Source organism: Ignavibacteria bacterium (assembly GCA_025612375.1).
Taxonomy (GTDB): Bacteria; Bacteroidota; Ignavibacteria; order Ignavibacteriales; family SURF-24; genus JAAXKN01.
The window spans coordinates 14,427-28,051 of record JAAXKN010000020.1; the positions used below are offsets into that span (position 1 = coordinate 14,427).

Annotated in this window: 13 protein-coding genes; 10 read left to right on the forward strand and 3 right to left on the reverse strand. The window is 44.5% G+C overall.

Annotated features, from left to right (window positions below):
* The first annotated feature begins 1 nt into the window (after position 1).
* From HF312_12545 to HF312_12580, 8 genes are all read left to right on the forward strand, one after another.
* Positions 2 to 1,054 carry a glycosyltransferase family 9 protein gene (locus HF312_12545; protein ID MCU7521039.1) on the forward strand — a complete coding sequence of 351 codons (1,053 nt, stop codon included), beginning with the start codon at positions 2 to 4 and terminating at the stop codon, positions 1,052 to 1,054.
* Positions 1,047 to 1,874, forward strand: a complete 828-nt coding sequence (locus tag HF312_12550; GenBank protein ID MCU7521040.1) for a DUF3108 domain-containing protein — start codon at positions 1,047 to 1,049, stop codon at positions 1,872 to 1,874. The genes HF312_12545 and HF312_12550 overlap by 8 nt, the downstream gene beginning before the upstream one ends.
* 223 nt (positions 1,875 to 2,097) lie before the next feature.
* Complete coding sequence (locus HF312_12555) at positions 2,098 to 2,967, forward strand: CPBP family intramembrane metalloprotease (GenBank protein MCU7521041.1); 870 nt, start codon at positions 2,098 to 2,100, stop codon at positions 2,965 to 2,967.
* Between the two features lie 9 nt (positions 2,968 to 2,976).
* Complete coding sequence (locus HF312_12560; protein ID MCU7521042.1) at positions 2,977 to 3,327, forward strand: DUF2007 domain-containing protein; 351 nt, start codon at positions 2,977 to 2,979, stop codon at positions 3,325 to 3,327.
* A 5-nt stretch (positions 3,328 to 3,332) separates the two neighbouring features.
* The gene (locus HF312_12565; protein MCU7521043.1) at positions 3,333 to 4,148 is read left to right on the forward strand and encodes a phosphatidate cytidylyltransferase; all 816 of its coding nucleotides are present in this window, start codon (positions 3,333 to 3,335) and stop codon (positions 4,146 to 4,148) included.
* A 112-nt stretch (positions 4,149 to 4,260) separates the two neighbouring features.
* Positions 4,261 to 5,568 (forward strand): 30S ribosomal protein S12 methylthiotransferase RimO, encoded by a 1,308-nt coding sequence (gene rimO, locus HF312_12570; GenBank protein ID MCU7521044.1) that lies wholly within the window; start codon positions 4,261 to 4,263, stop codon positions 5,566 to 5,568.
* Between the two features lie 19 nt (positions 5,569 to 5,587).
* Complete coding sequence (locus HF312_12575) at positions 5,588 to 6,895, forward strand: GWxTD domain-containing protein (protein MCU7521045.1); 1,308 nt, start codon at positions 5,588 to 5,590, stop codon at positions 6,893 to 6,895.
* Between the two features lie 104 nt (positions 6,896 to 6,999).
* Positions 7,000 to 7,968 (forward strand): 1-phosphofructokinase, encoded by a 969-nt coding sequence (locus HF312_12580; protein MCU7521046.1) that lies wholly within the window; start codon positions 7,000 to 7,002, stop codon positions 7,966 to 7,968.
* Positions 7,969 to 7,975: 7 nt separating this feature from the next.
* Here HF312_12580 and HF312_12585 read toward each other — a convergent pair whose 3' ends face one another.
* The 3 genes from HF312_12585 to HF312_12595 all read right to left on the reverse strand — a co-directional run bounded on the left by HF312_12585 (position 7,976) and on the right by HF312_12595 (position 10,555).
* Positions 7,976 to 8,695, reverse strand: coding sequence for a hypothetical protein (locus tag HF312_12585; protein MCU7521047.1), 720 nt, complete (start codon positions 8,693 to 8,695; stop codon positions 7,976 to 7,978).
* Between the two features lie 110 nt (positions 8,696 to 8,805).
* Positions 8,806 to 9,522 (reverse strand): response regulator transcription factor, encoded by a 717-nt coding sequence (locus HF312_12590; protein ID MCU7521048.1) that lies wholly within the window; start codon positions 9,520 to 9,522, stop codon positions 8,806 to 8,808.
* 7 nt (positions 9,523 to 9,529) lie between these two features.
* On the reverse strand, positions 9,530 to 10,555 hold the full coding sequence (locus HF312_12595; protein ID MCU7521049.1) for a histidine kinase: 1,026 nt from the start codon (positions 10,553 to 10,555) through the stop codon (positions 9,530 to 9,532).
* Positions 10,556 to 10,942: 387 nt separating this feature from the next.
* Here HF312_12595 and HF312_12600 point away from each other — a divergent pair, with 387 nt between their 5' ends.
* Together HF312_12600 and HF312_12605 are read left to right on the forward strand one after the other, a co-directional pair.
* Complete coding sequence (locus HF312_12600) at positions 10,943 to 11,614, forward strand: hypothetical protein (GenBank protein ID MCU7521050.1); 672 nt, start codon at positions 10,943 to 10,945, stop codon at positions 11,612 to 11,614.
* A gap of 193 nt (positions 11,615 to 11,807) precedes the next feature.
* Complete coding sequence (locus HF312_12605) at positions 11,808 to 13,565, forward strand: BamA/TamA family outer membrane protein (protein ID MCU7521051.1); 1,758 nt, start codon at positions 11,808 to 11,810, stop codon at positions 13,563 to 13,565.
* Positions 13,566 to 13,625: the final 60 nt, after the last annotated feature.

Genomic DNA, 13,625 nt, shown 5'->3' on the forward strand with positions numbered 1-13,625 from the left:
AATGTTTGAACCTAAAAACCTCTTAATAGTACGTACAGACAGAATTGGCGACCTTGTACTTACGCTGCCCCTTGCCGGCATTGTAAAAAAACACTTCCCCCGGGCCAAAGTATCCTTCCTGGTAAGGGAATATACAAAGGATATTGCAGCATCAAACAGTAAAACAGACCGGGTAATTGTCCTGAAGGAAAATAAGGGCAAAGCCTCACTTTGGGAAAATGTAAAGCTCTTAAGGCAATATAAATTTGACAGCTGCATGGTTGTCTATCCTACTTTCCGCATAGCACTTACGATGCTTCTTTCAGGTATTCCGCACCGCATAGGAACCGGCTACAGGTGGTACTCTTTTCTGTTCAACCACAAAACGTTTGAGCACAGGAAAAATGCTGAACATCATGAGCTTGAGTACAATGTAAATCTTTTGAAGCATTACGGCATAAATGAGCCTGTAACGAGGGAAAATGCGGCTTTTGACCTGCATGCAAATTCACCGGATGGACAGAAAATTGAACAGCTATTGTCTGAAAATGGTGTTAATTTTAAGTATCCGGTAATTATTGTTCATCCGGGAAGCGGCGGAAGCGCCGTGGATTGGCCCATTTTGAGGTTTAAGGAGCTTGTACAAAGGCTGGTACGGAATTTGGGATGCACGGTCATAGTTACAGGTTCGGAAAGTGAAAATGAGATCTGCAAGGGACTAACAGAGGGGACAAATGCTCTTAACCTGGCAGGAAAGCTTTCAATGAAGGAACTGATAGCTTTAATTGACAAAAGCGACATGATGATTGCCAACTCGACAGGGCCGATACATCTGGCAGCCGCGTTTAAGAAAAATGTAGTTGGTTTTTACCCCAGAATCACGGCCTGCTCGCCTGAGCGCTGGGGGCCTTATACCGAGAAAAGGATGGTTTTTAGTCCTGAAATTAACTGTACGAACTGTACAAGGGAACAATGTGAGAAGTTGAACTGTATGGATACCATAAAGGCAGATAAAGTTTTTGAATATATAAAAAGTGTGTTAAACATAGTTCATAATGGAGAGTTACATGACTAAACTTATGAAGGTATTTTTCTCTATTTTCATCGTTTTACTGATGATCTCAGAGATAAATTCGCAGAACAACAACAGGCGTGAGGAGACAGGGAGTGCGTCCGGTGCCCCTGAATTCCGCAAAATTGAAAACAACGCCTTTAAGGTTGGAGAAAAATTAACCTTCGATGTAAAATACGGCTTTGTCAAAGCAGGCGTTGCGACCATGGAAGTGCCCAGAATGAAAAAGATTTCGGGGCGCGACGTATACCAGGTCACTTTTCAGGTTGCCTCTGTACCAAGCTTTGACTGGTTCTATAAGGTACGCGACAGGTACGAGACTTATCTGGATGCAGAAGGGCTTTTTCCGTGGAGATTTGAGCAGCATATAAGAGAGGGCGGCTATTCAAGGGATTTTTCGGCATTTTTCGACCAGCGCTCGGGCAAGGCTAAAACCAGCCAGGGGGAATATAACATTCCCAAATATGTAAATGACATTGTTTCAGCTTTTTATCTGGCCAGGACGTATGATTTTTCAAGAATGAAGCCCGGAAGCAGGATCCACCTTCAGAACTTTTATAATGACAAGGTTTATCCGCTTGATGTGGTCTACCACGGCACCGAGCAGATAAAGGTAAGCGCCGGGACGTTCAACTGTTTTATTGTTGAACCTCTTGTACAGGAAGGCGGGCTCTTTAAGAGTGAAGGGAATATACTGGTATGGCTTTCAAACGATGAATTGAAGGTGCCGGTTAAGGTAAAGACAAAGGTTATTGTGGGCTCAATTGACGCCGAGCTGACCAACTATCAGGGTCTGGCAGGAAAAATCAACACGAAAAGGTAGAAAACAGGTAAAATTAAGGGTCTCTAAAAAGTGCCCTGCAGGGAGATATTTTTAGGAAATATTTCCCTATTTTTTTATTTTGTCTATTACGATGGAAAATAAAAATAATTATAGCGGGGAAGAGGAACCTCAGAAAGATAATTTTCAGGAGGAAAACCTTCATGAGGATGAGACTTCAGGGCTGATGCCCGGAGGTGAGCCCCAGGAGGGTCCCCGGCCTAAAATGTCTCCCATCAGCGCAGCCTTTATAGGGCTTGTTGGAGTTTTTATTCTCTATCAGGTGGGCGGGAGTTTACTTACTCTGCTCATATTCGGCTTTGACCTTAAGGAAGCCGATATTACGGCTATGAGGCTGCTGACGACAGCCGGGCAGATGCTGTTTATACTTCTGCCTGCAATAATTTTTACAAAGGCAATTTATACAAATGTTTCGGCACACATCCGTATTAAGCCGGTAAACCTCCAGGAAACAGTAATCTTTTCCCTGGGGCTTTTTATTCTAACCAGCCTTCTGCAAAGTTATTTATTTTTACAGAATGCGGCAATTATAAAGCTGGCCGAAGCGTATCCCTCAATTAACGGGATTAAGTCGTATATAGATAAGATTGATAAAATTGTGGAGAGCTCATACAATACGCTGCTTACGTCGAAGTCCATTTTAGAGTCTCTGCTAATTATTCTGGTGGTTGCTGTTGTGCCTGCCCTATGTGAGGAGTTCTTCTTCCGTGGGTTTGTCCAGAGGAGTTTTGAGCTGAAGCTGAGGCCATTTACAGCCGCACTGATAACGGCATTTTTCTTTGGTCTTTATCACTTTCATCCCTATCAGATAGTGCCGCTTACGGCTTTGGGACTTTATTTTGGTTTTGCGGCATATATGAGTGAAACCATATTTTTACCAATGATACTTCACTTTCTTAATAATTTGATAGCTGTTCTGATGTTCTTTATTTACGGATCCGATGATGTTAATCTGCCTCAGGCAGTTCCTGCAGGGGACCTGAGGTTTTCCATTATGGTATTTTTAAGCCTGGTGGTGTTATTTACGTTTTTTATGATTTATGTGAACCGAATCTATTATAAAAAGTCAAATTAAGGAGGAGATATGCCGATATGTCCGAATTGCGAAGCCGAATATAACGAGGGTGTTACAGTATGCCCCGACTGTGACGTTGAACTAATTGACAAGCAGGAATTTGAAAGCCATATGGTCGACCCCGAGGACTGGGAGACAGCCTATACCTGCAGCGAGAACTACGAGGCTGAGATGCTGAAGGCCAATCTGGAAGGGGCGGGAATAGAGACCATGATAGTCTCCAAAAAAGACAGGAACTTTCCCACTGTTGGGGATCTTTCATTTATCAGGCTGATGGTCAGGAAAGAGGACCTGGAAGAAGCTCAACAGATAATTCAAGATATAAATTCAAATAAAAACGAAACGGGAGAAGATTTATAGCCCTTATGTCTCTTGGAAATACTGCAACCCGAATTCTGGTCTCCGTAGCCGCCATACCTTTAATTCTTCTGGCGTGCTACTTTGGAGGTCTGTTCTTTCTATTATTTATTGCGGCTATTGGCGCCACAGCTTTCTGGGAATTCAGCCGTATGGCAAGGAATAAGAATGCCTTTGCCCTGGATGCTCTGGGGCTTATAGCCGTTTTACTAATAATTACCGATGCCTACTACCGCTTCATGGATTTTAAGATGCTGGTTTACCTCGTAGTAGTGCTGATGCTTATTTATGAACTTTTCAGGAATAAAAGCTCGGCAATATACAACCTGGGTACAACACTTCTTGGAATTTTCTATATCGGTCTTTTTGCAGGCGCAATGGTTGAGATCCGCGAATATTTTCCGGATAACTACCAGGAAGGGGGATTTTTAATCATCTCCATACTGGCTTCAATCTGGGTGTGTGATTCGGCTGCATTCTTTGCCGGATCGGCACTGGGCAAGCATAAGCTTTTCCCGAGAGTAAGCCCGAAGAAGAGCTGGGAAGGCGCCATTGCGGGTTTTCTTGCGGCCATAATTACAATGGCAGTGATGAAAATTCTGCTTCTAAGCTCAATAACATTAGCCGATGCCGTTATAATCGGGCTTGTTGTAGGAACAATCGGGCAGATAGGGGACTTAACAGAGTCGCTCCTTAAAAGGGATGCCGGGGTGAAGGACTCTTCGAACATAATTCCAGGGCACGGGGGTATATTTGACCGTTTTGACTCACTTTTACTTACCTCCCCGGTTGTATATCTATACCTGGTATATTTTGTAAAATAAACTTAAAAATAAGATAATTTGTTTAATTGTTATGGCATTGTGGCCTATCTTAAGAATACAGATGCTGCGCGTTAAGAGAGTGAATGCCTGAAACTTTAGGAAAGATGGTTGAATGAAAAAGAAGCAAAAGGTTGGTGTAATTACTTTAGGGTGTTCTAAAAATGTTGTTGATTCTGAGCGTTTGATGAATCAACTTATTATTAATAACTGTGAGCTGACCGACGATCCGAACAGTGCGGAAGTTGTCATTATAAATACATGCGGCTTTATAGAAGCTGCCAAAGAAGAGTCAATAAATACAATTCTCAATGCCGTTGAGCTGAAGAAAAATGGCGGCCTGAAGAAGGTAATAGTTTCCGGGTGCCTGTCGGAACGCTACAAAAGCGATCTGGAGAAGGAAATTCCGGAGGTGGATGTTTATTTCGGTACCGAGGACTATGGCGGTATCTTGAAGGAGCTTGGAGGGGAATTAAAATACGAACTATTGGGGGAAAGGGTAGTTACTACTCCAAAGCATCTGGCATATCTGAAAATTTCAGAAGGCTGCAACAACCCCTGTTCGTTCTGCGCTATTCCGCTCATAAGAGGTAAACATGTTTCACGGCCGATGGAGGAGCTTAGGCGTGAGGCTGAACTCCTGGCTTCAAAAGGCACAAAGGAACTCGTTATTATAGGGCAGGATACAACAGACTACGGAATCGATATATACGGCAGACGGAACCTTGCGGAGCTTCTTGATAACCTGAGCGGGATCGGGGGGCTGGAATGGATAAGGCTCCTTTATGCCTATCCGTCTCATTTCCCGAAAGATGTTCTGGATGTACTGAAAAATAATCCGAAGATGTGCAAATATCTGGATATGCCTTTGCAGCACATTTCGGACGGCGTCTTAAAGTCGATGCGGCGCGGCATTACCTCGCGCAGGACAAGAGAGACAATAGACCAGATAAAACAGGCTATACCGGATATTGCGCTAAGGACCACGTTTATTGTAGGATATCCGGCAGAAACAGAAAATGACTTTAACGAACTCTTAAGCTTTGTAAAGGAATACCAGTTCGACAAGGTCGGTGTCTTTACTTATTCTGTGGAAGAAAGCACTTCAGGGTTTATACTGGGCGACCCGATACCTGAAGAGGTGAAGGAAGAGCGCAAGGCGGCTCTCATGGAGCTGCAGAAGGATATTTCTTATGCCAAAAACAGGGAGCTTGTAGGTAAAAATCTCCGTGTAATTATTGACGGCTTTGAGGGCTCCAGAAAAGACGGCTTCTATATAGCGCGTTCGATGAAAGATGCTCCCGAAGTGGACGGGGAAGTACTCATTCCTGCAAAAGAAAAGCTTGTTACTGGAAATTTTTATGATGTAAAGGTGTACGACTGCAATGAGTATGATCTTTATGGTGAAGTCTTAAGAACTTAAGTATATAAAAGGAATTAAAATGAAAACCGTTATCATATTGTTGTTTGCCATGGTGCTGCCTTTGTTGGCCCAGACGGAGACCTCGAGAGGGCAAATCTCAAGAGAAGGATCCCCCAAGTTTTATTTTGATGCTTATAACTACAGAGGCACACAGCCTGGCAAGACGCGTATGGACCTGTACGTTGAAGTGCCCTATAACGGAATTCAGTTCGTAAAATCGCAGCAGGGTTTTACCGCGGATTATAATATAACAGCCTCTATCTACACTGACGATTCGAAAGATAAGATGATAACCGAAAAGTCATGGGGCGAATCTGTGAATGCAGGTGACTTTGACGCAACGACCTCAAAGGACAATTTTAACCTCAGCCTTAAATCCTTTGACCTCCCTCCGGCAAATTATTTTCTGAGGGTTGAGGTAGAAGACAGGGACTCCAAAAAAAGCACTGCCCTGGAGAGTATGTTTACCGTAAAGAATCTGGATGCTCCACTGGCTGTAAGCGACGTGCTGCTGATACAGAAAATAATGGAAATAAACGGGCAGAAAAAGATGATCCCCAACATCTCGAGAAACGTTGCTTCGAGAAAAGAGGGGCTTATGATGTATTACGAAGTTTACTCTGATACCGCAAGAAAAGTCGACATAAATTATTCGGTTGCCGAGAGCAAGCCGGGTAAAGAGGATAAGGACGAAAAAGACGCCAAGGTTCTCTATACGCAGAAAGATACAAGGGATGCAGCCCGGGGCACGACGCCGGTCAATTTTTCACTGCAGAACGCTGAACTGAGCCTGGGGCAGTACGACCTTATTGTTCAGCTTCAGGATGAAAGCAGCAATGCCAAGGCTGAAACCCGGAAGAGATTTGTTTCGAGATGGATAGGCATGCCTACGGCAATTAACGACCTAGATAAAGCCGTTGACGAGATGGTTTATATTGCCAGTGAATCGGATCTGAAGAAGATAAAAGACGCTCCGACGAAGGAAGAAAAGCAGAAAAACTTTCTGGCATTCTGGAAGTCAAAGGACCCCTCGCCGTCAACCGAGCAGAATGAGGTTTTTGAGGAGTACTACAGGAGAATAGCCTACGCCAACGAGCATTTCAAGAACTATATGGAAGGGTGGAGGACCGATATGGGAATGGTATTTATTACGCTGGGTCCTCCGAGCAACATTGAGCGTTACCCGTTTGAGTATGATTCCAAGCCTTATGAGATCTGGGATTATTACGACATAAACAAGCGCTTCGTATTTGTTGATCAGACGGGATTCGGGGACTACAGGCTTCTTGATCCTGTTTATGGCAGCTGGTGGAAATACAGACAATAATTATTACTTAAATAGAAAATTTTGATACAGAGTACTATCTTAGTGTTACAACTATTACGGTATTCTGTATTTTTTTTGTACTTAAAAACGGGAAATTATAAGCAATGATCTTAACAGTTACACTTAACCCTCTTTTAGAACGCAGACTTACTTTTAAGGAAATAGAGCTCGGGAAAAATAACAGGGCCTTAAATGAATTCTTTACCGCCGGCGGCAAGGGAATTAACGTCAGCCGGCAGCTTAAATGCCTGAACACAGAAAGCCTTGCCTTTACTTTTCTGGGGGGCAACAATGGTAAAATCCTAAGAGGTCTTCTCAGCGCTGAAAACATCAACTTTACAGCGGTCGGGACAAAAAGCGAGACCAGGACGGCATCCTTAATTATGGAGGAAGGGACTGAGCGCCTTACCACGTTCTTCGGCCTGAATTCTGAAATAACGCAGCAGGAGTCGGATGAATTTAAGATGAAACTGAAAAAGATGATAGAAAACTGCGAAATAGTTGTTTTCTCCGGAAGCTCGCCTTGTGCTCTAACAGATGACATATTCCCCTACGGCATTGAGATGGCAAACGAATTTGACAAGATATCAATTGTGGATACTTACGGCAGCACACTGAAGGAATGCATAAAGAAGGCTCCCACGGTTGTTCACAATAACGTCCACGAGGCTGTTACTTCAATGGATCAGGCGCTCAATAGTGAAAAGGATATTCTTGACTACATGCAGAGTCTTTATGAGAAGGGGGTAAAGCAGGTTTTTCTTACGCAGGGTTCAGAGCCGGTTTACGCTTCCAATTTTGATTTCCTTTATAAGGCAGAGACGCTTAAAGTTAAGGAGCTTGACGCAACAGGCAGCGGGGACGCCTTTACGGCAGCAGTTGCATACGGGCTTCACAACGCAATGACATTTGAGGAGACGCTTTCCTTTGCACAAAGCCTTGGAGCCTTAAACGCAGCCTCATGGGAAGCCTGCAGGGCAGATCCCGAGAGGGTCCCGGAAATTCAGAAGGAAGTTAAGATTTCCACACTCGGCAAAAAAATCAATATGCTGGACATAAAACCAGTAGAATAGGCCTGTCTCAGAGTATAAGGTCTATTCTGGTTTTAGGTGATGACAAAAGGTTTGATGCCGGAGTATTGAAAAGTATGGAAACCTGCATATTTGGAGCCGGGGCAATATTGTTTCCCTTATTGTTTTCTGTCTGGCTTTTCATAACAGAAGAAACCGCTGTTTCAGGATCTTGCGTGGTGCCGCCAATTGCGGGAGCCGCAGGTGTCTGGCCGTTAGTTTGTGAAAAGAACTGCTGCCGGAGCTGAGCCTTTGCGTCGGCTTCAATTTTTGCGGCCTCTGCGGCAACGGACATATCCTGTGCCGAGGGGTCATTGGGAGCAGTGGCTGCCCTTCTGATGCGTTCCATTTTGGCAATGGTAGCCCTGGGGTTAAGCGTGATGGCAGAAGTATCGATATGCACTTCTCCAGATACAGCATATCTTTTACCGTCGGGGCCGACCCTATAGCTAAAAGATTTGCCGCGAAAAAGTTCACCGGCCGCGGCCTGGTGTGCGGCTTCATGCTGTTGAACCTGCCTGTCTATCTTCTCAAGCTCTTCAATGGCCTTCTTATCTTTTTCAACGCGTGCATCATCAGAAATCCGGATAGAATCGCCGACTGATTTACCGAAAGAATTTACTTCAGTTTTGGATTCACCCTGCCTTTTCGCATTTTCATCTGTTCCGATAGCAGCAGGATCAATAGTATAAGTTGAAGCCGGAATTGAATTTGTGGTTTCGATGTTCATTTTTATTGCTTATACTAATCCTTAATCATATTATCGGCATTTAAGCGAAAAAGTTTAGGGGGTTTTTGAGGAAAAGCTAACCTTTTTGGGCTACTTAGTGAAAAAAGGCGCTACAAGCTGAGCATTTCCCTGAATTTAAGTGACCTGCGGCGCGATATTTCTATTTTTGCCCCTCCCCGGAGTACAACAATAAGCCCTCCGCTTATGGAAGTCTCAATTGTCTCGATCCATTTGAGGTTTACAATAAAGCTCCTGTTTGCCCTGAAGAAGCTTCTGGGATCAAGTCTTTCATCGATTGAGTTCAATGATTTAAGCACGAGAGGCTTAAAGTGGTCGAAATGAATTCTTACGTAGTTGCCCTCGGATTCAAAGAATTTTATGTCGGATAATTTTACAAACCAGCATTTATCCCCGTCCTTGACAAATATCCGGTCCTCTGCGCCAAGCACAGGCTGGCCGGTGGCGTTGTGCGGGCTGCCTTTTCTGTCCAGTACTTTTTTTACAGCGCTTTCAAGCCTGCGGGGAAGTATAGGTTTCAGGAGGTAATCTAGGGCATTATAGTCAAAGGCTTTGAGTGCAAATTCATCATAAGCTGTTGTAAAGATCACCTCGGGCGCATGGTCGAGCTTTTCCAGGAGTTCAAAGCCGCCCATTCCGGGCATCTGTATGTCCAGAAATAAAAGGTCGGGCTCAAGCGTCCGTATTTTCTCAAGGGCGTCTTCGGTGTTAACTGCTTCCCCAACAATATTGATTTCAGGGTAAGGGGAGAGGAGCCTTCTTAGCTCAACACGCGCCAGTCTTTCGTCGTCAATAATTAATGCTTTCATAAATACCTCAAAGGGGAATTGTGACTTCAGCTGATACGAAATTTCCGGATACTATTTTTAAGTCGAACGATGCCCTTGTCCCGTAAAGAAGAGAAAGCCTTTGCCTTGTATTCCTTACGCCGCAGCCATCATGTTGATCCCCGGGCTGAAGGACGCCGGTGTTACGGATCTCCAGCTTTAAGAGTCCATCCTGCATGACTGACTTTATCGAAAGTTCGCCTCCCTCAGGGAGTCTGGAAATTCCGTGTTTTATTCCGTTTTCGCATAGGGTTTGAATCATGAGGGGCGGCACCTGCATCTGGAGCGAGGAGGGGTCTATATCCAGCTTTACTTTCAGTCTTTCTTCATAACGGATCAGTTCCAGCTCCAGGTAGTCGCTTACAATCTGCATTTCTTCTTCCAAAGAAACCGTCTGGTTGGCGTTTACCCTGAGTGAATACCTGAGGAGGCTTGAGAGCTGGGACAGAGCGCACTGCGCCTTTGCCGGGTTCTCATTTATGAGTCCCGAGATGCTGTTGAGGGCATTAAAAATAAAGTGCGGATTCATCTGGGACTTCAGCGCGTTGAGCTCAAAGTCCTTCAGGAGCATTTCGTAGCGCAGGGCATCGAGCTTTGCGCTGTTATAGTTTTCGAAATAATGTATCGCAAAATAAATAACCGCCCAGGCGAAGTTCAGGAAACTGCGGTTTATATAATTGACAGAAAGGCGGTTAAAGTTTACATCCTGTATTCCCTTGATCTCAGGGAGAAAGAAGAGGATGAAAAGAACTGATTCTATTAAAAGCGCCAAAACCAGGGATGAAATTACCACCCGCAGAATGTTTTTCTGTATAGGGAGTTCAAGCCATTTGTTGCGGATTATTACCATGCGGTACAAATGAGTAAGAGCCAGCTGAAGAATAAGTACCGCTGAGGAAAAGTATAACTTTTCACTGAAGGTTCTTGTGGATTGGAAAGAAAATAAAAACAGTGTTAGCGTATAGAGGCCCCAGCCGCATAGCTGGCAAGTCCAGTATTTCTGTTTTCGGGTCATTCTGAGATAGCCTGGCTGTTCATTAAAGTGAAGATATTTTTAGAAAAAGAATTTTAGAGAAAATAATAAAAACAGTTTCAATTAACAAAGAAAATGTATAAAAGGCGGATTCGCCTGACGAACGGCTGAACGCGGCGAACGGCTGTTTTTAAGTGTCGCATCTGCAATACACAGTTAGTTCACTTCTCTGTACAGAGGGACCCTGTTTCCAGGCAAAAGAGGAAGTTTTCTTCAGGCATGAAGTTTGAAATATAAATTACAGAGGAAATGAAAAACGGCTAGAACAGGAAGTGAGTTAATGTTTATGCTTCAAAAAGAAAAGTAGGGAAAAAACAGTCACTTAAATTACACTTTCCTGCACAGGGTGCAGAGAGTAAGGAGTTCAAAATGAAACGCTTAAAAAATAATCTGATATTGCTTGCAGCAGTTCTTTTAATGGCGTCGGTAAAAGTTGATGCACAGATAAATGCCGGAATTTCAATGGGCAGGGGCGGCCTGAACAGCTTCTATATGACAGTAGGCAATTATTTCAGGGTACCTCAAAAAGAGATAATAATTGTAAGGGACAGAAGGCTCCCGGATGATGAGATACCTGTTGTATTTTTTGTTGCCAGAAGGGCAGGCGTTTCTCCAAGAGAAGTTGCACGCTTAAGGCGCAGCGGTTATTCATGGATGGACATAACCTATCAGTATGGACTTAGTCCCGAGATCTTTTTCCCCGGAAGAGGTTTTAACGCTCCGCGCGGAAAGGCCTGGGGATACTATAAACACCACAGGGGCTATAACAGAGTAAGCGATTATGACGTTATAAATGCAGTCAACTCAAGGATGATTTCAGAGTGCTACAGGTGCGGAGAAAATGATGTAGTAAGAATGAGGAATCAGGGAAGGAGTTATTCAGAGATCAATGATATGTATTACGGAAAAGGCCGCGGCAATGAAGACCAGTACAATTATCATCACAGTGACAGGTGGAATAATGATGATGATAACGGAAACCGGAACGGCAATGACAGAAGTGACAACTATGGCTACGGTGAACCCGGAAACCGGAATTAAGTCTCCTTTCCTAAACTCAGAGCACAGGGAATCCGTCTTGAAAAAAGCGGGTTCCCTGCTTTCTTTTTAAGCCTTCTTGTTTGACATTTCTTCGGCCCTGTGCCCCCGGGCTGTGCAAGAATCCTTTTTGTGTTTTATTTTTACGGGAAAAGGCGTAAGTTTCAAGCGCTTTTGAACCCTGAAACACCGGTTTATGAATAAAAAACTATTAATAACTTTTATGCTTGCCCTCTTTCTTCCTGCGGCCATTTCCGCCCAGGTAATTGAAAGAATTGACATTGCAGGCGGTCTTTTCAGCAAGACCGAGTACCTGGGCTGGAGCGGTGTACGCAGAGGTATGAAGGTTTTTCCGGCTATTCTGGACAGCGTAAAAATAAACCTCACAAGGCACCTTTCTGAAAGGGGATACTACCACCCGGCATTTGAAGGCACGGGGCTTATTGCAGAGGCAGACACCGGAGGCGCAGTTCTTAAGATCAGCGTTCAGCCAGGGGGCCCGACTTACGTAAGGAATATCTCCATTCTGGAGGCAGGAGCAGATTCAGCATACTTTACGAGGCTTTTCGGCTTCATGAAAGATCAGGTATTAGTAAAGTCAGAACTTGAAGAAAACATTTCATCGGCCCTGGATTACCTGCAGGAAAAAGGATTCCCGTTTGCAAAGGTAATCCTTAGTTCTGTCTATTTTGAAAAAGATACAGTCCTGTCGCGGGATGCAGCCGATTTATTCTTAAAGATAGACCGGGGGCAGGTGACCAGGATTGACGAGGTGAAGATAAAAGGGAATTCGAAGACCTCAGGGAGCGTAATATTAAGGGAACTAAGAATTAAGACGGGGGGGCTTTACTCTCAGAGGCTCGTTGAGGAGGTCCCGCAGAGGCTCGGCCGTCTGAGGTTTTTTGAGCCTGTTGAAGAGCCTTCATATTATCTTAATCCGAAAGGCGAAGGCGTACTGCTTATAAATGTAAAAGAAAAAGAGACGAACAATTTTGACGGCATACTGGGCTACCTGCCGGGCGCCGAGGGGCAAAAGGGATATCTGACGGGGCTTGTTAACGTTACGCTGCGCAACATTCTGGGAACAGGAAGAGCGGCGGCAATAAAATGGCAGCAGCTGGACAGGTACTCTCAGGACCTGGAACTGAGGTATCAGGAGCCATGGCTATTTAATTTTCCTTTCAATGTAAATCTTGGCCTTGCGCAGCATAAGCAGGATACAACATACATTCAGAGGAGATACGAGGCTTCAGTTGAGTATCTGGCAACTGAGGACATTTCCGCCTCACTCATAATGTCTGCCGAAGAGGTAATTCCGACAGAAAACGGCTCAAACTTTCTTACTGTTTTCAACTCTTCCACTCTTTCAACGGGAGCGAACCTTAAGATTGATACAAGAGACGACTTCTACGCGCCTTCAAAAGGCGTTTACTTTCTTAACAGCTATCTTTTCAGCAGGAAGAAAGTTAACGGTCCGGAGAGGTTTCTTACGCCTGAAGTAATAACCAGGATAAACCAGCAGCGCTTTGCCGTTGATTTCAGCATTTTCCAGGAGGTTTTCAGCAGGCAGGTAGCTGCCCTGGGTCTCCACGGCAGGGAGCTCAGGAGTTCCACCTTTGAAGTAAGCGACCTTTACCGTTTTGGCGGGGCCACTACGCTGAGGGGCTATAATGAAAACCAGTTCCTGGCAAACAGGCTCCTGTGGTCGAACCTTGAATACCGCCTGCTCATGTCGAGGCGCACATACGCCTTTTTGTTCCTTGATTCGGGTTATTACCTTAGAAGCGCCGAGCCCGAGAGGAACATACCCCGCATTTCAGGCTTCAGGACGGGCTACGGAGTGGGTATTAACCTTGAAACCGGCTTTGGTGTCTTAAGTGTCAGCTATGCACTGGGTCGAGGTGACACGTTCAGCCAGGGTAAAATACATCTTGGGCTGGTTAACGAATTTTAATGTTTTCAGGAATATTCCTATTTTTGCAGATAAAATCTCACTAAGATAAAAATTTCTCTA